Source organism: Pseudomonas sp. TE3895 (genome assembly GCF_056278855.1).
In genome coordinates this window covers 157,577-178,008 of the sequence record NZ_JBWBQE010000001.1, presented here as the reverse complement: position 1 = coordinate 178,008, position 20,432 = coordinate 157,577, and the positions used below count along the sequence as shown (strand labels likewise).

21 protein-coding genes are annotated in these 20,432 nt (G+C 64.5%); 12 read left to right on the top strand and 9 right to left on the bottom strand.

Translation table 11 applies throughout. The annotated features are described in order from the left end of the window. The first annotated feature begins 175 nt into the window (after positions 1-175). From ACZ889_RS00775 to ACZ889_RS00765, 3 genes are all read left to right on the top strand, one after another. The gene (locus ACZ889_RS00775; RefSeq protein ID WP_144000449.1) at positions 176-1,828 is read left to right on the top strand and encodes an acyl-CoA dehydrogenase family protein; all 1,653 of its coding nucleotides are present in this window, start codon (positions 176-178) and stop codon (positions 1,826-1,828) included. A 105-nt stretch (positions 1,829-1,933) separates the two neighbouring features. After that, on the top strand, positions 1,934-3,397 hold the full coding sequence (gene amn / locus ACZ889_RS00770) for an AMP nucleosidase (RefSeq protein ID WP_003249782.1): 1,464 nt from the start codon (positions 1,934-1,936) through the stop codon (positions 3,395-3,397). 6 nt (positions 3,398-3,403) lie between these two features. Next, the gene (locus ACZ889_RS00765; RefSeq protein WP_476257120.1) at positions 3,404-4,036 is read left to right on the top strand and encodes a pseudouridine synthase; all 633 of its coding nucleotides are present in this window, start codon (positions 3,404-3,406) and stop codon (positions 4,034-4,036) included. A gap of 51 nt (positions 4,037-4,087) precedes the next feature. Here the strand turns inward: ACZ889_RS00765 and ACZ889_RS00760 are convergent, their stop codons facing one another. After that, positions 4,088-4,291, bottom strand: coding sequence for a DUF2788 domain-containing protein (locus ACZ889_RS00760; RefSeq protein WP_003249787.1), 204 nt, complete (start codon positions 4,289-4,291; stop codon positions 4,088-4,090). A 53-nt stretch (positions 4,292-4,344) separates the two neighbouring features. Beyond that, entirely contained in the window at positions 4,345-4,821 is a 477-nt protein-coding gene (locus ACZ889_RS00755; protein ID WP_003249795.1) for an Lrp/AsnC family transcriptional regulator, read from the bottom strand. A 395-nt stretch (positions 4,822-5,216) separates the two neighbouring features. Between ACZ889_RS00755 and ACZ889_RS00750 the strand changes: the two genes are divergently transcribed. After that, the gene (locus tag ACZ889_RS00750) at positions 5,217-6,053 is read left to right on the top strand and encodes a DUF6515 family protein (RefSeq protein WP_004576861.1); all 837 of its coding nucleotides are present in this window, start codon (positions 5,217-5,219) and stop codon (positions 6,051-6,053) included. A gap of 27 nt (positions 6,054-6,080) precedes the next feature. Here ACZ889_RS00750 and ACZ889_RS00745 read toward each other — a convergent pair whose 3' ends face one another. Together ACZ889_RS00745 and ACZ889_RS00740 are read right to left on the bottom strand one after the other, a co-directional pair. Continuing rightward, positions 6,081-6,953, bottom strand: a complete 873-nt coding sequence (locus ACZ889_RS00745) for a cation diffusion facilitator family transporter (RefSeq protein ID WP_003249799.1) — start codon at positions 6,951-6,953, stop codon at positions 6,081-6,083. A 22-nt stretch (positions 6,954-6,975) separates the two neighbouring features. Continuing rightward, positions 6,976-7,395 (bottom strand): hypothetical protein, encoded by a 420-nt coding sequence (locus ACZ889_RS00740; RefSeq protein ID WP_003249801.1) that lies wholly within the window; start codon positions 7,393-7,395, stop codon positions 6,976-6,978. 115 nt (positions 7,396-7,510) lie between these two features. On the opposite strand from ACZ889_RS00740, the gene hrpB reads away from it, so the two are divergent. Beyond that, positions 7,511-10,039 (top strand): ATP-dependent helicase HrpB, encoded by a 2,529-nt coding sequence (gene hrpB, locus ACZ889_RS00735; protein ID WP_476257119.1) that lies wholly within the window; start codon positions 7,511-7,513, stop codon positions 10,037-10,039. Positions 10,040-10,108: 69 nt separating this feature from the next. Here hrpB and ACZ889_RS00730 read toward each other — a convergent pair whose 3' ends face one another. Together ACZ889_RS00730 and ACZ889_RS00725 are read right to left on the bottom strand one after the other, a co-directional pair. Beyond that, positions 10,109-10,627, bottom strand: a complete 519-nt coding sequence (locus ACZ889_RS00730) for a hypothetical protein (protein WP_179053268.1) — start codon at positions 10,625-10,627, stop codon at positions 10,109-10,111. An 86-nt stretch (positions 10,628-10,713) separates the two neighbouring features. Beyond that, a complete protein-coding gene (locus ACZ889_RS00725) occupies positions 10,714-11,370 on the bottom strand; it encodes a YciC family protein (RefSeq protein ID WP_392492504.1) in 657 nt (218 codons plus the stop codon). A 167-nt stretch (positions 11,371-11,537) separates the two neighbouring features. Here ACZ889_RS00725 and ACZ889_RS00720 point away from each other — a divergent pair, with 167 nt between their 5' ends. The 6 genes from ACZ889_RS00720 to ACZ889_RS00695 all read left to right on the top strand — a co-directional run bounded on the left by ACZ889_RS00720 (position 11,538) and on the right by ACZ889_RS00695 (position 16,208). Beyond that, the gene (locus tag ACZ889_RS00720) at positions 11,538-12,296 is read left to right on the top strand and encodes a DUF2076 domain-containing protein (protein WP_476257118.1); all 759 of its coding nucleotides are present in this window, start codon (positions 11,538-11,540) and stop codon (positions 12,294-12,296) included. A gap of 160 nt (positions 12,297-12,456) precedes the next feature. Continuing rightward, positions 12,457-12,936, top strand: coding sequence for a LabA-like NYN domain-containing protein (locus ACZ889_RS00715; protein ID WP_010955394.1), 480 nt, complete (start codon positions 12,457-12,459; stop codon positions 12,934-12,936). Positions 12,937-12,945: 9 nt separating this feature from the next. Further along, the gene (locus ACZ889_RS00710) at positions 12,946-13,581 is read left to right on the top strand and encodes a 3'-5' exonuclease (RefSeq protein WP_003249812.1); all 636 of its coding nucleotides are present in this window, start codon (positions 12,946-12,948) and stop codon (positions 13,579-13,581) included. Positions 13,582-13,699: 118 nt separating this feature from the next. Further along, positions 13,700-14,620 (top strand): drug/metabolite exporter YedA, encoded by a 921-nt coding sequence (gene yedA, locus ACZ889_RS00705; protein ID WP_476257117.1) that lies wholly within the window; start codon positions 13,700-13,702, stop codon positions 14,618-14,620. A gap of 55 nt (positions 14,621-14,675) precedes the next feature. Further along, positions 14,676-16,007 (top strand): DEAD/DEAH box helicase, encoded by a 1,332-nt coding sequence (locus tag ACZ889_RS00700; protein ID WP_476257116.1) that lies wholly within the window; start codon positions 14,676-14,678, stop codon positions 16,005-16,007. Between the two features lie 72 nt (positions 16,008-16,079). Beyond that, positions 16,080-16,208 carry a hypothetical protein gene (locus ACZ889_RS00695; protein WP_256873205.1) on the top strand — a complete coding sequence of 43 codons (129 nt, stop codon included), beginning with the start codon at positions 16,080-16,082 and terminating at the stop codon, positions 16,206-16,208. Positions 16,209-16,442: 234 nt separating this feature from the next. Here ACZ889_RS00695 and ACZ889_RS00690 read toward each other — a convergent pair whose 3' ends face one another. From ACZ889_RS00690 to pmrG, 3 genes are all read right to left on the bottom strand, one after another. Continuing rightward, positions 16,443-17,681, bottom strand: a complete 1,239-nt coding sequence (locus ACZ889_RS00690) for a TIGR03862 family flavoprotein (protein WP_476257115.1) — start codon at positions 17,679-17,681, stop codon at positions 16,443-16,445. Positions 17,682-17,829: 148 nt separating this feature from the next. Then, positions 17,830-18,744, bottom strand: a complete 915-nt coding sequence (locus tag ACZ889_RS00685; protein ID WP_088513249.1) for a histone deacetylase family protein — start codon at positions 18,742-18,744, stop codon at positions 17,830-17,832. Positions 18,745-18,955: 211 nt separating this feature from the next. Next, entirely contained in the window at positions 18,956-19,642 is a 687-nt protein-coding gene (gene pmrG, locus ACZ889_RS00680; RefSeq protein ID WP_476257114.1) for a lipopolysaccharide core heptose(II)-phosphate phosphatase PmrG, read from the bottom strand. A 179-nt stretch (positions 19,643-19,821) separates the two neighbouring features. Here pmrG and ACZ889_RS00675 point away from each other — a divergent pair, with 179 nt between their 5' ends. After that, positions 19,822-20,391, top strand: coding sequence for a GNAT family N-acetyltransferase (locus tag ACZ889_RS00675; protein WP_003249850.1), 570 nt, complete (start codon positions 19,822-19,824; stop codon positions 20,389-20,391). The last annotated feature ends 41 nt before the right edge of the window (positions 20,392-20,432 follow it).

Genomic DNA, 20,432 nt, shown 5'->3' with positions numbered 1-20,432 from the left:
GCCAATATCCACCCGCCGTTCACCGTTGCCGCCACCACCGTATTCGCGGGTAAACCCGCTCCTACGCGCGCGCGCACGCCAGCAACCACACGTTTAGTCATTAATACCCCTTTGACTACCCCGCAAGCAGTGCTTCACTGGGTCTTTCAAGCCTACCCGGATCCAGGAGCCCCCGATGAGCCTGCACCAGTACGCTGAAACCCACGAAGTCACCAACCAGCCGCCGCCGCTCGACGGTGCCAACCTGTACCGCCTCGACCTGCCATTGCAAGAATGGTCAAGGCGTTTTGGCGCGGGCTGGGCCGAGTCGCGGATCGACGCCTATGGTGCCCTGGCCGGCGGCCCGCTGATGCAGGCAGGCTTCCTGGCCAACGCGCACAAACCCGAGTTCAGCAGCCACGACCGCTATGGCCATCGCATCGACCTGGTCGAGTTCCACCCGGCCTACCATGAGCTGATGCGTACCGCCGTCGAACATGGCCTGCCTTCTTTGCCATGGGCCGAGCCCCGTGCTGGCGCCCATGTTGCACGGGCTTCGATGACCTACCTGCACAGCCAGGCCGAGGCCGGCACCGGCTGCCCGCTGACCATGACCTTTGCCGCCGTGCCGGCATTGCGCCTGCAGCCTGAGCTGGCTGAATACTGGCTGCCGAAGGTCCTTGCCTGCGAATATGACCCGCGCAACATTGGCGACCGGCACAAGGCCGGGGTCACCCTGGGCATGGCCATGACCGAAAAGCAGGGCGGCACCGATGTGCGCGCCAACACTACCCGGGCCTATCCGGTCGGTGCGCCGGGCCCGGGGCAGGCCTATGAGCTGGTTGGCCACAAGTGGTTCTGCTCGGCGCCGATGTGCGACGCTTTCCTGACCTTGGCGCAAACCGAAAAAGGCCTGAGCTGCTTCCTGCTGCCGCGCCACCGCCCCGATGACAACCGCAACCAGTTCTATATCCAGCGCCTGAAGAACAAGCTGGGCAACAGCTCCAACGCCTCCAGCGAGGTGGAGTTCCGCGGTGCGCTTGCGTGGATGATTGGCGAAGAGGGACGCGGCGTGCCGACCATCATCGAGATGGTCGCCATGACCCGGTTCGACTGCATGGTCGGCTCCAGCGCACTGATGCGCCAGGCGTTGACGCAGGCGGCCCACCATTGCGCGCATCGCAAGGTCGGCGGGCGGGTGCTCAATGAGCAACCTCTGATGCAGAACGTGCTGGCCGACCTGGCCCTGGAAAGCGAGGCTGCGCTTGCCCTGAGCTTGCGCATGGGCCAGGCGCTGGAGCAACTGGACGACCCGCAGCAGGCGCATTTCGCCCGGCTGGTCACGGCGGTGGGCAAGTACTGGATCTGCAAACGTGCGCCGGCCATGATCAACGAGGCCGCCGAATGCCTGGGTGGCGCGGGTTATGTGGAAGACAGCATTCTGCCACGGCTGTACCGCGAGGCACCGGTCAACTCGACCTGGGAGGGCTCGGGCAACGTGCAGTGCCTGGATGTGCTGCGGGCCTTGTCCAAGGAGCCGGGCGTACTCGATGCACTGTTTGTCGAGCTGGGTGACGGGCATGGCGACCCGCGCCTGGCAGCGCATATCGGCAACCTCAAGGGGGCATTTGCCGACACCGGTGACATGCAGTACCGCGCGCGGCAACTGACCGAGGATATTGCCCTGGCGTTGCAGGCCAAGCTGCTGCTGGAGGCGGGGAATACGGAGGTCAGTGATGCGTTTATCGGCAGCCGCTTGGCCGGTGGTGGCCGGGTGTACGGGGCGCTGCCGCGAGGTGTGGATGTGATGGCATTGGTAACCAGGGCTACGCCTGCCTGGCCGCTGTAGCAGCGGGCTTGCCCGCGAATGCACCCAACACCGATCAATGGGGGTGTATTTAACCAAGAAGGCAGGCAAGATGGATCACATGCATGTCCAGACAGGAAGCACAGTGTGAGCCACGCTTTTGTAGTCGTTGATACCCCCGAACAGGCCGTCGACCGTCTGGCGGCCTTGCATGAACAGGCCACAGGTGCCCTGAGTCAGGCCCTGAAGCGTTACCTGAAGGACCGTACCGAGCCCGATACCGATGAGCGCGACCTGTTCCGCTACCCGGCACTGCGCCTGACCTACTACAGCCATGGCGAAGTCGCCGCCACCACCCGCGCTTATGCCAAGGTCCAGGTTGCCGGCACCTACAGCGTCACCGTCACTCAGCCCGCTGCGTTCCGTGGCTACCTGCTGGAGCAACTGCGCCCGCTGATGCATGACTACACCGTTACGGTAGAAGTCGGCGTCAGCGAGCAGAACATCCCTTACCCCTATGTGGTCGACCAGGGCGACGAATTGGCTGGCAGCGGCATTACTGCTGCGCAGTTGGCGCGGGTGTTCCCCAGCACCGACCTGTCGGCGGCCACCGACAACATCGCTGATGGCCTGTACGACTGGGACCATGCTGAAATCATGCCACTGGCATTGTTCGATGCCGCGCGGGTCGACTTCTCGCTGCGCCGCCTGGTGCACTACACCGGCAGCGACTGGCGCCATGTACAGCCGTGGATCCTGCTGACCAACTACCACCGCTATGTCGACCAGTTCATCAGCCATGGCCTGGAACAGCTGCGTGACGACTCGCGCTTCGTGCGTATGGTGCTGCCGGGCAACGTCGTGATCGAAAAGGGCATGGACCATGGCGAAACCCAGGCTCTGGTGGCCAGCGTGGTCTGGCACCGCTTCCAGATGCCGGCCTACCACCTGATCGCCGCCGACGGCAATGGCGTTACCTTGGTCAACATTGGTGTCGGCCCGTCCAACGCCAAGAACATCACCGATCACCTGGCCGTGCTGCGCCCGCATTGCTGGCTGATGATCGGCCACTGCGGCGGCCTGCGGCAGTCGCAGACCATCGGCGACTACGTGCTGGCACACGCCTACATGCGCCGTGACGGCATTCTCGACCGGGTCGTGCCGCCGAATATCCCGATCCCGGCCCTGGCCGAAGTGCAGATGGCCTTGCAGGAGGCTGCCGCACAGGTCACTGGCGAGCGTGGCGAGCAGTTGAAAAAGCGCCTGCGCACCGGCACCGTGCTGACCTACGACGACCGCAACTGGGAGTTGCGCTGGGCCCAGGAACGCCCGCTGATCAACCTGTCGCGTGCCGTGGCGGTGGACATGGAAAGCGGCACCATTGCTGCCCAGGGCTACCGTTTGCGCGTGCCTTACGGCACCTTGCTGTGTGTGTCCGACAAGCCGCTGCACAGCGAGATCAAACTGCCAGGTTCGGCCAACGCCTTCTACAACCGAGCGGTCAGCCAGCACCTGAAGATCGGCATTGCTGCCCTCGACCTGCTGCGCACCGAGCTGAACTCGCTGCACTCGCGTAAACTGCGCAGCTTCGATGAGCCGCCGTTCCGCTGAGGATCCATGTCACTGCCACCCCGTAACAAGCCGCGCCGCCCCCAGGCGCGGCCTGCCGCCGGCCCGCGTCGCCAGGCCAAGGCGCCACCCGCCGAGCCGCGCCTGATCCTGTTCAACAAACCGTTCGACGTGCTGACCCAGTTCAGCGACGGTGAAGGGCGCGCGACGCTCAAGGACTTCATCGACATCCCGGGCGTATATCCGGCCGGGCGGCTGGACCGTGACAGTGAAGGCTTGCTGTTGCTGACCAACGATGGCGGGTTGCAGGCGCGGATTGCCGATCCGAGGCACAAGCTGGCCAAGACCTACTGGGTGCAGGTGGAGGGTGAGCCGAGTGACGAGCAGTTGCAGCGCTTGCGTGATGGCGTGGAGCTGAACGATGGGCCGACCTTGCCGGCCGAGGCGCGGCGCCTGGAAGAACCCGAGCTGTGGCCGCGCAACCCGCCGGTACGCTTTCGCAAAAGTGTGCCGACCAGCTGGCTGGAGCTGGTGATTCGCGAAGGGCGTAACCGCCAGGTGCGGCGGATGACGGCCGCAGTGGGCTTGCCGACCTTGCGCCTGGTGCGCGTGCGGATTGGTGACTGGGCGCTGGATGGGCTGGAGCAGGGTTGCTGGCGGGAGGTCCCTGCCAAGCTTTAGTTCAGGTCAGGGCCTGTTCGCGGGCACGCCCGCAAATGGCCCCGAAATGTTTTATACGCCTTCCAGAAACCCCACCACCACGCTTTTGATGATGAAGGCCAGCACCCCCAGGCCCAGCACGAAGAACAGGATCAGCGTCCCGAACTTACCCGCCTTGGACTTTTTTGCCAGGTCCCAGACGATGAAGCCCATGAAACCGATCAACACGGTGACCAGAATGATCATCATCCATTCTTCGAATACGGCGGGATCCATCGGTGTTCTCCAGGCGGGTTGAGCGTCCGATTATACGTCGGCTGGGTAAGCAATTAACGCAGGTGGGTCAATGGCAGCTCGGTGCTGGCCAACACCTGGTTGAGCACGAAGCTCGAGCGCACGCTGGTGACGCCTTCGATACGGGTCAGGCTGCCTAGAAGCAGTTTCTGGTAGTGGTCCATGTCCGGCACCACCACTTTCAACTGATAGTCGGCATCCATACCGGTGACCAGGCTGCACTCGAGCACCTGTGGCAGGTTGCGGATGGCGGCCTCGAATGTTTCAAAGCGCTCCGGGGTGTGGCGGTCCATGCCTATCAACACATAGGCGGTCAGGCTCAGGCCCAGCTTCTTGCGGTCGAGCAGGGCCACCTGGCGCGAGATATAGCCGTCGTCCTCCAGTTGCTTGACCCGACGCGAGCATGGCGATGGCGACAGGCCGATGCGTTCGGCCAGTTCCTGGTTGGAAATGCGCGCATCGCGCTGCAATTCGGCGAGGATGCTCAGGTCGTAGCGGTCAAGTTTGCTCATGGCATTTGCCTTTTCTGTTCGGATTGCTGCGAATTATCAATCCAGGGTGAAAAATTGCGCAAGTGCTATTTATCTGAGCAATCTTCGCAATCCTCTGTCGCAACCCGTCCGGTATCTTTATCACCAGAATCACTGCCCGGACATCAGTCCACGGCGACGCGCCCTAGGCGGGCGGTCGCGGCCAGCCATCCAACAGGATCTGCAGGCCCCCGGGCTACACACCCTTCAGAAGACGGTGTGAGGTGAGCCGGCGCCACAAGTGCCGAGCACGGACGACAATTCCTGAAGGGAGGCCCTGTGGCCTCCCTTTTTTCATGTCGGGAATTTTAATTGGCCTGTGTGGTGGGCACGGTAGACTGGCGTTGGTTGCAGTTTTTTCTACCGAGAGGAACACCATGACGTCGCGCATCTGGCAGTTGGCAGGTGTTGGTTTACTGGGTTTGAGCATCAGCCTTGGGGCCTTGGCTGAAGGGCCCGGCGAAGGGCCCGGTGAACGTGGTCAGCAGGTGCAAGGTGAGGGTGGGCCGGGGCGCTCGCTCAACTCGCGCGACGAAGTGCGCCAGACCCAACCGCCGCGCCAGGGGTATTACCAGGACATTCCCCGCCGCCACGGTGATGATCACCATTGGCAAGCCGGTGGCCCGGGGCAACGGCCCGGTGGCGACTGGCACGGGCGCCCGGATGGCCACGGCAATGGCTGGGGGCCTGGGCCGCAGTATCGCCCGGGGCACACGGTGGACCATTTTTCTGACCGCTACTGGAAAGTACCCTACCGGGGGGCTGATTATTTCTACTCGGGGGGTTACTGGTACCGCCCGCACGGGGGCAGTTACATCGTGGTGACCCCGCCGTACGGCGTGCGGGTCAATTACCTGCCGCCTTATGCGCGGGAAGTGTGGTTGGGGGGCGCGCTGTTCTTTCTGGTGGCCGATACCTATTACCAGTACCTGGCAGACAGCCAGGAATATGTGGTGGTCAATCCGCCGGTCGGCGTGCCGTCGCCCGTGCCGGTGGCCCCGGCAAATGGTGGGTATGACGTGGTGGCCTATCCGATGTATGGCCAGGGTCAGGAACAGCAGGAGCAGGACCGCTACCAGTGCCATCGCTGGGCGGTGAGCCAGTCGGGCTTCGACCCGGCGACGGCGACGTACGCACCGGCGGCCACTGTGCTCAGCCACTACCAGCGGGCGCTGGGGGCCTGTTTCAGTGGTCGGGGTTACAGCATCAACTGAACCCTGCAGGGGTAGGGATTAATTACCTCATACCGGGTCGGCGTGCACCATCACGTCCGCCTGTGGGTAACGCTGGCGGATCACCCGCGAGGCCTCCACGCACAAGCTGTGCGCCTCATGCAGCGGCAGTTGCCCCGGCAGCTCCAGGTGCAGTTGCACAAACCACTGGTTGCCCGACACGCGCGTGCGCAGGTCATGCACGCCTTTCACGCCTGCAACGGCCAGCACCAGCGCGGCCATGTCCTCGCCAACGTCGCCGGGTAACGCTTTGTCCATCAGGATCGCCGTACTTTCGCGGGCAATCTGCAACGCGCTCCAGAGGATGTAAAAGGCGATGCCAAGGCCGAACAGCGCATCCAGCTGCGGCCAGCCAAAACGCGCCAGCAACAGGGCCAGCAGAATGCTGCCGTTGAGCAACAAGTCAGAACGGTAGTGCAGGGAATCTGCCCGTACCGCAGTAGAGCCGGTGAGCCGGATGACCTTGTACTGCAGCGCCAGCAGGGCGACCGTCAGCACCAGCGACAGCAGCATCACCGCGATACCGATGGAGGTATCACCCAGCGGTTGCGGGGTGGACAGGCGCTCGACCGCCTGCACCCCGATCAGCACCGCACTGCCACCGATGAACAGCGCCTGCGCCATACCGGCCAAGGCCTCGGCCTTGCCATGGCCGAACCGGTGATCGTCGTCTGCCGGGCGCAGGGCGTAGTGCACCGCCAGCAGGTTGAGGAACGAGGCCACTGCGTCCAGTGCCGAGTCAGTCAGCCCGGCCAGCAGGCTCACCGAACCACTCAGCCACCAGGCCAGCGCCTTGCTCAGCACCAAGATGCTGGCCACCGCCAATGACGCGCGCGTGGCCAGGCGGAGCAGGCGCTGGTGTTCAGCCGGAGTAGTGATCATCCGTGGTCAGTGTCCGTGTGGCTCAGGCTGCCGGAACCAGGCCCATACTGGCCAGTTGTTCGATGCTGCCGCGGTGCTGGATCAGCCGTGGGTCGTTCAGCGGCAGGCGCTGGCCCAGTTCGCTTTCCAGAATGGCTTGCAGCTTCAGGTTGTCGACCTTGCCATCGGGGCTGACGGCTTCCTGCAGTTTGGCCGGGTCAACCTGGGCAGTGCGGCCACCTGGGTAGTAAATGGCGCCGGTGGCAAAGTCGATGCCGAAGGCAATGAGCCCCGGGATCACGTAGAACAGGATACCGATGGCATCCATTGCAGCAACCACAGGGTCGATCTTGCCGCCGATCTGGCCGCGCCGGTCCGGGTAGAAAATGGTGCCGCAGGCCGTCAGTTGGGTCAGCAGGGTGGCGATGAGGGCGCCACCGATGACGCGGGTCGAGATACGCATGTAAATCTCCGAAAAGTATTCAGCAGGGCAAGCGAAGCGCCTGCGCCTGATGCTAAGACCATGATAGAGCAGGCTGGGTTCGCCGTTATACTCGCGAGACTGTTCGAGGACCACCATGATTTCATTACCCATTGATGCTGCCTTGCCCGCCCTGCGCCAGGCTCTGGAAAACCGTGACGAAGTGGTGCTTGAAGCGCCGCCTGGCGCTGGCAAGACCACCCGCGTGCCACTGGCGCTGCTGCACGAACCGTGGCTGGCCGGGCAGAGCATCCTCATGCTCGAGCCACGGCGCCTGGCTGCGCGGGCAGCGGCCGAACGGCTGGCCAGTGAGCTGGGCGAGCAGGTTGGGGAAACGGTGGGTTACCGCATCCGTCTGGACAGCAAGGTCGGCCCGAAAACCCGTATTGAAGTGGTGACCGAAGGCATCCTCACACGCCGCCTGCAAGCCGACCCGGCGCTGGAAGGGGTGGGCCTGCTGATTTTCGACGAATATCACGAACGCAGCCTGGATGCCGATCTCGCGCTTGCGCTGAGCCTTAACGGCCGCGAGTTGCTGCGTGACGACCCGCCCCTGAAGATTCTGCTGATGTCGGCGACGCTGGAAGGTGAGCGCCTGTCGCGGCTGTTGGACGACGCCCCGGTGGTCAGCAGCGAAGGGCGCATGCATCCGGTGGATATCCGCTGGGGGCGGCCGTTCCAGCCAGGCGAGTTCATCGAGCCACGGGTGGTGGACAGCGTGTTGCATGCGCTGGCTGACCAGACCGGCAGCGTGCTGGTGTTCCTGCCTGGGCAAGCCGAGATCCGCCGGGTTCACCAAAGCCTTCAGGACGCCCTGGGGGCGCGACCCGAGATTCTGCTGTGCCCGCTGCATGGCGAACTCGACCTCAATGCCCAGCGTGCCGCTATCGATCCGCCGGCCAAGGGGTTGCGCAAGGTGGTGCTGGCCACCAACATCGCTGAGACCAGCCTGACCATCGATGGCGTGCGCGTGGTGATCGACGCAGGCCTGGCCCGGGTGCCGCGCTTCGACCCCGGCAGCGGCATGACCCGCCTGGACACCCAGCGCATTTCCCGCGCCAGTGCCACCCAGCGCGCTGGGCGTGCCGGCCGCCTGGAGCCCGGCGTGTGCTACCGCCTTTGGTCCGAGGCCCAGCATGACCAGCTGGCCGCCCATGGCAGTGCCGAGATTCTCCAGGCCGACCTGGCCGGGCTGGCCCTGCAGCTGGCGCGCTGGGGTGTAACCCCCGAGCAGTTGCGCTGGCTCGACCAGCCGCCAGCTGCAGCGTTCGCCCAGGCACAGGACCTGTTGGCGCGACTCAGCGCCTTCCGGCCGGGCAGCCGCGACACCCTCAGCGAACATGGCCAGGCCATGGCCGAACTGCCGGCTCACCCACGCATCGCGCACTTGTTGCTGCGCGGCCAGGACCTGGGCCTGGCACAGATGGCATGCGATGTGGCTGCACTGCTGGGGGAGCGGGACATCCAGCGTGGCGGTGGTGCCGACTTGCACAGCCGGCTTGCGCTGGTCAGCGGTGAGAGCAAGGCTGCGCGTGGCGGCCAGGGGGGTGTGCAGCGTGCTCGTCAGCTGGCCCGGCAATACCGTGGCCTGTTGCGTGGCAAGGTCGGTGCACCGGTTGCCGACCCGGACCACCCGCGCTGGCTGGGCGCCCTGTTGGCGCTGGCCTACCCTGACCGGGTCGCCCAGCAGCGCCGGGCGGGCGGGGCGGAGTATCGGCTCGCCAACGGCCGTGCGGCCCTGTTTGGCGAAGTCGATGCATTGATGAAGTGCCCATGGCTGGTGATCGCCGACCTGGGTAGCCGCCAGGGGCAGCGTGAGGAGCGGATCTATCTGGCCGCCGAATTCGATCCGGCGTTGCTCGAGGGTGTGCTGGCCGAACAGGTCGAGCGGGTCGATATCCTTGATTGGGACGAGCGCGAGCAGGTGTTGCGCGCCGAGCGCCAGGTGAAGGTTGGCGAACTGGTCCTCAGCCGCGAGCCGCTGCCCGGGCTGGATGATGAAGCCAGGGCCCGAGCGCTGCTTGGCCTGGTCCGGCGCAAAGGTTTGAACCTGCTGACCTGGACGCCGGAACTGCGGCAATGGCAGGCACGTGTGGCGCTGTTGCGTCAGCTCGACCTGCAGAAGGATGGCCACAGCGAATGGCCTGACCTGGGGGACGAAGCCCTGCTGGCCAGCCTGGAAGACTGGTTGCAGCCTTACCTGAGCAAAGTATCGCGCCTCAGCCACTTTGCCGCGCTGGACTTGCCGTCGATGCTGCGCAACCTGCTGCCCTGGCCGCTGCCGCAACGCCTGGAAGAACAGGCCCCGGCGCATCTGGCCGTGCCGTCCGGCTCGAACATCCGCCTGGATTACAGCGAAACCCCGCCGATTCTCGCCGTGCGTCTGCAAGAACTGTTCGGCCTTGCCGATACCCCGCGCATCGCCAACGGCCGGCAGCAGGTCAAGCTGCACCTGCTGTCACCGGCACGTCGGCCGGTGCAGGTGACCCAGGACCTGGCCAGCTTCTGGCGCACGACCTATGCCGAGGTGAAGAAAGACCTGAAAGGGCGCTATCCGAAGCATTACTGGCCGGACGACCCTCTGGTGGCCGAGGCTACCGCCAGGGCCAAGCCGAGAGGGAGCTGATGCACACCACCGAGTGCGGCAGGCCGAAAAAATCATGCGCTGGCCACGACGTGTCAGTGGTCGTGCCATTCATCGTATTGCACCCGCCAGTGCAGCTTGATCTGCCTGCCTCAATAGGAAAGTGATCACTTCGCCTTCCTCGACGTTGAGCAAGGCTACCCACTCCCCACTCCTGTGCGGCGTATCCGTGAGGGCGCCGACCCTGTAGCCCCGCTGGTCGCGCAGATGGCAGACAAGGCCTTCATCTGTCAGCGCCAGCGGCTCGATTTTCCAGTATTCGCTAACGTCTGCATGCCAGTAAAAGCCCAGATAACCATTGCGGCTGACCCCTAGTTTCTTGGTCTCCGGGCGCCCAGGCATGCTGATGCGGTAGTGCAGGCGATCGTTGGTCCGCGAGTGGTAATGAAAGTCCATCACCGGCGAGTCCTGCCTTCCCCCCGCCTGCAACCAGTCATCCTCTGGGGTAATGCCCCAGCTGAACTTGTCTGAACTGCGGCTGAGGCGTAGTGGGATGTCCCGGTCGACGGCGCGCATGTACAGCTTGCCGCGAAAAGACCTGGCGTACCTGGCCTGAATGGTTTCGTTCATGGTGCACTCCTAGAACAGCATTGAGGATGTGCACTCTGGCGCCAAGGCTGGGCAGCCCGGCAGGCCGAAAACATTCCCCGGTGGCCTCAGGTGCTGGCTTCGCCTTCCAGCAACATGAACAGGCGATACAGCACCACGGTGCTGAACAGTTGCAGGAAGCCGCTGAGGCTGTCCATGGCCAGTTCCATCCCAGGTGATGGCTCGGGGAAGGCCATCAGCAGCAGCCCGTCGATCAGCCAGATCGGCGCCAGCACGCCTACCACGCAGATCATGATGCGCATGAAATGCCCGGTGGTCATGCTTGCGCTTTCGCGCATCGCCTGCACCACCGGCCGGCCGCGCAGCACCAGCAGGTACTCGGCGAACACCAGGTTGATCATGATCCACACCCCCGGGAAGATGAACAGCGCAAGGCCGGCCATGATCAGTAGCGAGCTGATCAGGATCAGCAGGGCCAGTTGCGGCCACAGCTGCAGGGCGCGCGCGAACAGGTCGCGCTTGGCGATTTCCTGGCCGTTGCTGCGCGTGTCCAGGTACAGGATCAGGGCTGCGCTGTACAGCGGGTAGAACAACAGGCTGACCAGCATGCCGTAGGCCGGTGATGCCTGGTCGCCCAGCTGCCGGTACAGCAATTGGGTGACCAGGGCTTCCACCACCACCAGCGGCAGGCACAGCTGCAGGATGTTTGGCAGGTGACGGCGGAAGAAGTACAAGGAGTCGCGCAAAACGCTCAGCGGATTCATCAGTCAACATCGCATGGCAGTAAAAACAGGGGCCTAACTTTAGCCCAAAGCAGGCCTGGGGCTGTCACTTGCTGAAAAAAGTTTCACCGCAGCAGTGATTGAATCCCGCGCCTGTACGCCCCATCTTTGACGCTGTCCGATGTCCCGCTACCCCACGAGGTCGCCCCATGAACACTGAAGAACAAACCCTGATTGACGGCCTGTTCGGCCGCCTCAAGCAAGCCGAAGACCCGAGCCAGCCGCGTGACGCGCAAGCCCAGGCGTGCATCGAGCAGCACGTGCGTCAGCAACCGGCGGCGCCTTACTACATGGCCCAGGCGATTTTGGTGCAGGAGGCCGCAATCAAGCGCCTCGACGAACAGAACAAGCAGCTGGAAGCCGAGCTGCAGCAGGCCCGTGCCCAGGCTCAGGCGGCACAAGCCACCAGCAGTGCGCCGAGCAATGGCGGGGGTGGTTTCTTGTCCAGCATCTTTGGTTCGGGTGGGCGCAACGCAGCGCCGGCGGTGCAGCCACAGCGCCCTTCGGCGCCCCCTGTAGCGTCCGGTGGTGGCTGGCGCGAGCCGTCGGCACCGGGTTTCGCCCAGCCTCAGGCGCCGCAGCCTGGCTATGGCGCCGCGCCTGCGCGCAGCGGGGCCAGCAGCTTCCTTGGCGGGGCCATGCAGACCGCCGCCGGTGTGGCCGGTGGTGTGCTGCTGGCGCAGGGTATCAGCAGCCTGTTCAACCACAACTCGCAACCGGAAGAAGTGGTCGAGGTCATCAAGGAAGAGCCGGCGCCAGCCAGCGACAGTGGCGGCTGGAACGACCAGGGTGGGCAGCAGCAAGTGGCTGACAACGGTGGCTGGGGCAGTGACCAGGGTGGATACGCCGACGGTGGTTTCGGCAACGATGACGGCGGGTTCTTCTCGGACGACGATTCTTACGTCTGACAGGTCTGGCATACTGCTGGCATTTCCGGGGGCGCTTTGCGCCCCTTCGCGGGCACGCCCGCTCCCACAGGTGTACGCGCGATACCTGTGGGAGCGGGCGTGCCCGCGAAGGGCTGCGCAGCAGCCCCCCAGCACTCCAGGCCAAAAATGAGGTTCCCAGGTGAAAAAGATCGCGCTGTTCGCCGATGTGCAGAACCTCTATTACACCGTGCGCCAGGCCCACGGCTGCCATTTCAACTACACCGCCCTGTGGGCCGATGTCAGCCGCGAAGGCCAGATCGTCGAGGCGGTGGCCTATGCCATCGACCGTGGCGACAGCAAACAACAGCAGTTCCAGCAGATCTTGCGCAACCTCGGTTTCGAGGTGCGCCTCAAACCGTTCATCCAGCGCAGCGATGGCTCGGCCAAAGGTGACTGGGATGTGGGCATTACCCTGGATGTGATCGACGCGGCCAGCCGGGTCGACCAGGTGGTGCTGGCCTCCGGTGACGGTGACTTCGACCTGCTGCTGGAGCGGGTAATCCAGCGCCATGGCACCGAAGCGGTGGTGTATGGCGTGCCGGGGCTGACGGCGTTGTCACTGATCCGTGCTGCCACCCGCTACGTGCCCATCGAAGGCGCGCTGTTGCTCAAACACTAAGGTCTTTTCATGGAACGTATCGCTGTCATCGACTTTGAAACCACCGGCATTTCCCCCGGTACCGGCTGCCGTGCCACCGAGGTGGCGGTGGTAATGCTCGAGGGTGGGCGCATTGTCGAGCGCTACCAGAGCCTGATGAACGCTGGCGTGCCGGTGCCGGCTTTCGTCGCAGGGCTGACCGGCATCACCACCGCCATGCTGCGCAGTGCGCCGCCGGTGGAGAAAGTGATGGACGAGGTGGCCGAGTTCGTCGGTGGCACCCCATTGTTGGCGCACAACGCTGCTTTCGACCAGAAGTTCTGGGATTACGAGCTGAGCCGTATTGGCCGCAGCCGCAGCCAGCCCTTCGCGTGTTCCCTGTTGCTGTCACGGCGGCTGCTGCCCGCCGCGCCGAACCACAAGCTGGGCACTTTGACACGCTGGGCTGGGTTGCCAGACACGGGGACCGCGCACCGGGCCATGGCCGATGCCGAAATGGCCGCCAACCTGCTGCAGCATCTGGCGGGTGTGTTGCGCCAGGACCACGGGGTTCAGCAACTGTCGCACGAGCTGCTTTGCCGGCTGCAGAAGACCCCGGCTGCGAAAGTGCGCGAAGCGCTGGCCAAGTACGGTCAGGGGCTGGCAGGTGATCGTCCCAGGCGATAAGCCAACCACACCGGATGCACCAGAATTGTGCCGCTCATTTGAACCCGTTCTGTAACGTCCCTTCACCCAGGCAGGCCGTTAAACTGAGGCACCCGTAAACGGATTTCGAGTTTTCCCCATGCCTGCCTCCCGTCGTTTCCCGCTGCTGCTGATTGGCGCCTTCCTGGCCCTGTATCTGGTCTGGGGTTCCACTTACCTGTTCATTCGCATCGGCGTCGAGAGCTGGCCTCCGATGCTCATGGCCGGTGTGCGCTTCCTGATCGCCGGTGGCCTGCTGTACGGCTTCCTGCGTTGGCGCGGCGTGCCGGCACCTACCTGGCCACAATGGCGGGCGGCAGGGGCGATCGGTTTCTTGTTGCTCAGCTGTGGCAACGGCGGGGTAACCGTGGCTGAGCATGCCGGCGTGGCTTCGGGGGTGGCGGCTTTGGCGGTGGCGACGGTGCCGCTGTTCACCTTGCTGTTCGGCCTGTTGTTCGGGCACCGCAATTCGAAGCTGGAATGGGCGGGGATAGCCCTTGGGCTGGTGGGCATCGGCCTGCTGAACCTGGGCTCCAACCTGCAGGCAAGCCCGATAGGTGCGGCGCTGATCATCTTCGCGGCGGCGTCCTGGGCGTTCGGCTCGGTGTGGAGCAAGACCTTGCCGCTGCCCCAGGGGCCGATGGCCAGCGCAGCGGAAATGCTGGTCGGGGGTGCGGTGCTGTTGCTGGGCAGTGTGCTATCGGGCGAACGCATGACACAGCTGCCGACCGCCGCTGGCTGGGGGGCGCTGGCCTATCTGGTGTTCTTCGGTTCGATCCTGGCGTTCAGTGCCTACATGTACCTGCTCAAGCACGTGCGCCCGGCAGCGGCCACCAGCTACGCCTACGTCAACCCGGCGGTGGCGGTGCTGCTGGGGATCGTCTTTGCCGGTGAGCAGATTGGCGCTGAAGAGTGTGTGGCGATGGCAGTGATCATCGGTGCGGTGGTGCTGATCGGCCTGCCGCAGTGGCGCAAGGCGCCTGACCCTGTGCCACCGTTGAAAGGTGAAATCTGCAAGTAGGCAGGGGCGATGCGGTAAACTTGCCGCCTTCGCTGAACCCCCTGACGGTATTGCCATGAATTTCGCCAAACTCGGCCTGATCGAACCGCTGCTGCGCACGCTGCAGCAACTGGACTACACCACCCCGACCCCGGTGCAGGCCAAAGCCATCCCCGCCGTGCTGGCCGGCCGCGACCTGATGGCCGCAGCCCAGACCGGTACCGGCAAGACCGCAGGCTTTGCCCTGCCTGTGCTGCAGCGCCTGGCGCTGGAGGGCGAGAAGGTGGCCAGCAACTCGATCCGCGCCTTGGTGCTGGTGCCCACTCGCGAGCTGGCCGAGCAGGTGCACAACAACGTGCGCGAATACGCCGAGAACCTGCCGCTGAGTACTTACGCGGTGTATGGCGGGGTCAGTATCAACCCACAGATGATGCGCCTGCGCCGGGGTGTCGACCTGCTGGTGGCTACCCCTGGCCGCTTGCTCGACCTGTTCCGGCAGAACGCCGTGAAGTTCAACCAGGTGCAGACCCTGGTGCTGGATGAAGCCGACCGCATGCTGGACCTGGGCTTTGCCGAAGAGCTGCAGTCGGTGTATGCGGCACTGCCGCGCAAGCGCCAGACGCTGCTGTTTTCCGCCACCTTCTCCGATCAGATTCGCATGCTGGCGGGGCTGGCGCTGAATGACCCGCTCAGTATCGAAGTGAGCCCGCGCAACGCCACGGCCACCAGCGTCAAGCAGTGGCTGGTGCCTGTGGACAAGAAGCGCAAGGCCGACCTGTTCTGCCACCTGCTGCGCAAGCAGCGCTGGAAGCAGGTGCTGGTGTTCGCCAAGACCCGCAATGGCGTCGATCAGCTGGTGGAGCGCTTGCTGACCGAAGGCGTGAATGCCGACGGCATCCACGGTGATCGCCCACAGGCGACCCGCCAGCGTGCGCTGGACAGCTTCAAGGCCCGTGAGGTGCAAGTGCTGGTGGCGACCGATGTGGCGGCCCGCGGCCTGGATATCGATGACTTGCCGCTGGTCGTCAACCTCGACCTGCCGATCGTTGCCGAAGACTACGTGCACCGCATCGGGCGTACCGGGCGGGCGGGCAACAAGGGCGAGGCGATTTCGCTGGTGTGTGCGGATGAAGTGCAACTGCTGGCGGCTATCGAGGTGCTGACCCGGCAAACCCTGCCGCGTCATGAAGAGCCGGATTTCATCCCCGAGCACCGGGTGCCGATGACCGATGCCAGTGGGCAGGTTATCAAGAAACCGAAGAAGCCCAAGAAGCCGAAAGAAAACAGCGCCAAGCGCGGGCTGGGGCGCTGGATGGACAGCAGTGAAGCCGGCAGTGCGGAACCGGCGGTGAAGGCTGTACGCAAGGTGCCGAGCTTCAATGGTGGGCCGCGCAAGCGCAAGCCTTGAGGTTTTGGGGCCGCTTTGCGGCCCATTCGCGACGCAAGGCCGCTCCCACAAGGACTGCGCCAGGCTTTAGATGTGTACGGCGACTTTCAGGGCTTCCAGCGCCGGCTCGACCTTGATGCCCAGCGCTGCACCCAGCTCCATTACCCAGGGTTGATGGGCGGGTTTGCGGTGATGATGTTTCTCTACACTGCGCTGGGCTGAGGCTGAACACCGGCCTGTGGGAGCGGCCTTGTGTCGCGAAAGGGCCGCGAAGCGGCCCCGGCATTATTTGCATCGACGCTGAAACCCCGGGGCTGCTGTGCAGCCCTTTCGCGACGCAAGGCCGCTCCCACACGGATCGCGCCAGCTTTCAGAAATTGAGCAAGACAGTTGCTCCCACATGGGCTGCACAATCTGGATTGACGCAGTACTTGTGGAAGCCGCCCAGGCAATCTGTCAGGAATCCCGCACCCAATCCGCCGCGGCCCGCCCGGCGCGCAAGCCGCTGGCAAAGCACGCCGTGAGCAGATAACCCCCGGTCGGCGCCTCCCAGTCCAGCATCTCGCCGGCACAGAACACCCCCGGCACGGCCTTGACCATCAACCCCTCATCCAGCCCCTCGAAGCGGACCCCGCCGGCACTGCTGATCGCTTCATCCAGCGGCCGCGTGCGTACCAGGGTGATGGGCAATGCCTTGATGGCCCGGGCCAGAGCATCAACGTCGGCAAAGGTCGCCTGATCGGTCAGTTCGCGCAGCAGTGCCGCCTTGACCCCATCAATCCCCAGCTGGCTGTGCAGGTGCTTGGCCATGGAGCGTGAACCGCGTGGTTTGGCCAGTGCCTGGGCAATCTTGTCCACAGGCTTGTCCGGCAGCAGGTCGAGCAACAGTACCCCGCGGCCTTCACGGTGGATGGCCTCGCGTACCGGTGCCGACCAGGCATACACCAGGCTGCCTTCCACGCCTTGAGCGGTGAGGATGAACTCGCCCTTGCGCGGTGGGCTGCCCGGGACGCTGAGGGCTATGTTCTTCAGCGGTGCGCCCGCGAACTTGTCCTTGAGCAGCGCGCTCCAGCCCTCTACTTCAAAACCGCAGTTGCTCGGCTGCAAAGGCGAGATATCCACAGCCCGTTCTGCCAGCAGCGGTTGCCAGCTGCCGTCAGAACCCAAGCGCGCCCAGCTGGCGCCACCCAGCGCCAGCACCACGACCGAGGCTTTCACCTGACGTTCGCCCTGTGGATAAGCAATTCGCAAGCTGCCATCGGTGTTCCAGCCCAGCCAGCGATGGCGGGTGTGGATAACTACCCCGTTGTCGCGCAGGCGCTTGAGCCAGGCACGCAGCAACGGTGCGGCTTTCATGTCGGTGGGGAACACCCGGCCCGAGGTGCCGACGAAGGTTTCGATGCCCAAACCATGAATCCACTGGCGCAACGCGTCCGCATCGAAGTCGCGTAGCAGGGCCTCGATTTCGCCCTGGCGTTCGGCATAGCGTGCCACGAACGCCGGGTAGGGCTCGGAATGGGTGATGTTCATGCCGCCGACGCCCGCCAGCAGGAACTTGCGGCCCACTGAAGGCATGGCATCGAACACCTCGACCGCCAAGCCTGCCTTGGCCAGTGCTTCGGCAGCCATCAGGCCGGCGGGGCCGCCACCGATGACGACAGCGGGGGGAGGGGATGCGGGGGTCAGATCGGGCATGGTGGGCAGCAGGCTGTGGAAAAGAGGCGCATTCTACCGCAGCGCTGCCCATGGAAGCACTGATCAAAAAATAGCCAGTGTTATGCAGGCCTTGCCAGTAAAGGGCTACAGCGCCTTTCGCGCAGGTTATCCACAAGCGGTTCCACAGTCATTGTGAACAACCTATGACACGTGCCGCGCTGTGGTGAAGGATGCCGTGGCGTCTGGCCAAGGCTGTGCGGTCCTTGCTGTAGCCTCCGCCGATCACGCCCATCACCGGGATGTCGCGGCCCAGGCAGTGGCGCAGCACGGCTTCGTCACGGGCGGCAACGCCTGCGTCGGTCAGCTGCAGGTAGCCCAGGGCGTCGTCCTTGTGCACATCGACACCGGCGTCATACAGCACCAGGTCGGGTTGATAAAGCGGCAGCAGGTAGTTGAGAGCGTCGTCCACCACCTTCAGGTAGGCCGCGTCGCCCATGCCTCGGGGCAGGGGGATGTCCCAGTCGCTTTGTGCCTTGCGGGCGGGGAAGTTCTGCTCGCAGTGCAGCGACACGGTGATGGCCTCGGGCGTGTCGTGCAGGATGCGCGCGGTGCCGTCACCCTGGTGCACGTCGCAGTCGAAGATCAGCACCCGGTGTACCCGGCCTGCTTCCAGCAGGTAGCGGCTGATGACCGCCAGGTCGTTGAAAATGCAGAAGCCGGCGGGGTGGTCGTAATGGGCGTGGTGGGTGCCACCGGCAAGGTGGCAGGCGATGCCGTGCTGCAGCGCCATCTCGGCAGTCAGCAGTGAGCCACCGACGGCGCGCACGGTACGCCGGGCCAGGGCCTCGCTCCAGGGCAGGCCGAGGCGGCGCTGGTCCTCGCGCGACAGTTCGCCGTTCATGTAGCGCTCAATGTAGCTGCGGTCGTGGGCCAGGGCGAGGATGTCGTTGGGGCAGATGTCCGGGCGCAGCAGGGCCTGGTCGGTGGTCAGCCCGCTGCCAACCAGGTGGTCGTGCAGCAGGCGGAACTTGTCCATCGGGAAGCGGTGTTCAGCGGGGAACTCCGGGCTGTAATCTTCGTGGTAGATCAACGGCAACGGCATGGATGGGGTCGCAATCAGGGCCAGTGCTGATCTTGCCATGACGGGTGACTGCAATGGGAGTACCTGTTTCTTGCGCCGGTACCGGCCCTTTGTGGGAGCGGCCTTGTGTCGCGATTGGGCTGCGCAGCAGCCCCAGCAATGTGTGCATCTGCGCTGAAATTTTGGGGCTGCTGCGCAGCCCAATCGCGACACAAGGCCGCTCCCACATAGGCTATTTTCCTGTGCTGGCCAATACCCGTTGCCAGTCCGGTTCGTTCAAGCGCCCCAGGATGCGTGCCTTGCCATTGCCATCCACCGATACAAACAGGGCGCTGGCATAGTTGCTTTGACGTTCGCCGCCAGCAACGTGCTGCTGGCGGGCAAAGTGGTCGATGCAGCCGTTGTGAGTCACCAGCACCAGGTTGTGGCCCGCGCGTTTGTGTGCAAGCGCTTCGGTGGCGAACTGGTTGTCGCAGCTTTCGAGCCAGTCCTCGCTGGCCACCGCCTGACCCAGTATGAAGTGCGCGGTTTGCCGGGTGCGCAGTTTAGGGCTGCTGAGCAGGTCGGCTTTGATCAGGCCCAGCTGGTGCAGCCCTTGGCCAACGCGGGCAGCGGCCTGGCTACCGCTCAGGGTGATCCCCGTGGGGTCGTCCAGGCAGGGGCCGGGGGCGCTGTCGCAGCGTTCGGCGTGGCGAATCATCACGATCACCGCACCGTCGGCCCAGTCCTGCAGCAGGCCACTGTCAGTCAGTTGTTGCTCGTTGCCAAGGTCCACGATATGCGTCCTCGTCGCCAGCCAGGTGGTCAACGCCGCCACGACCATGCACAGGCCCAGGGCGGCTCCGACGGCTTTGCGAGTCAGGCGTCGCTTGCGCCGGGCATGAATGGCGGGGTGCCCCAGGGTGTTGCTCGATAGCATGCGTTGCTCCGTTGGCAGTGCCGCGGCTGGCGCGGTGGTGGATGGCGGCATCCTGCCAAGCGGCCTGTCGGGGGCCGGTGAAGGGCGTGTGAAAATTGCATTTGGCGGCTGCCGGCTGGGTGAAACCCGCGCCCGCGCCTACGCTGTAAACTGCAAGGCGGTAAACCGGAGCAGGCCCGATGACCCCCATCCTCGAACTGGAAAGCGCACGGCTGGTGCTGCGCCAATGGCATGACGATGACTTGCGCGAGTTCGCCGCGCTGTGCGCCGACCCACAGGTAATGCGCTACTTTCCGGCGCCGCTGACGCGCGTTGAGGCGGCTGCGTTGATCGGCCGCGTGCGTGGGCATTTCAATGAATACGGTTTTGGTTTGTGGGCCCTGGAGCGCAAGGACAGTGGCGCGTTCATCGGCATGACCGGGTTGCTCAATGTCAACTTCGACGCGCCTTTTGCCCCGGCGGTGGAGATCGGCTGGCGCTTGGCACGTCGCCACTGGGGCCTGGGCTTTGCCAGCGAGGCGGCGTGGACCTGCCTGCGTTGTGCTTTTGCCCAATTGCGCCTGGAGGAGGTCGTGTCGTTCACCAGCGAATGCAACCTGCCGTCGCAAAAGGTGATGCAAGCTATCGGCATGCAGCAGGACCTGCACGGCAGCTTCGAACACCCCCGCCTGCCCATCGGCCACCCGCTGCGCCCGCATGTGCTGTACCGGATCGATCGCGCGCACTGGGAGCGCACCCTGCGCGCCTGAATGCACTGCCATGCCCGGCGCGAATGACAAACGCTGTATCA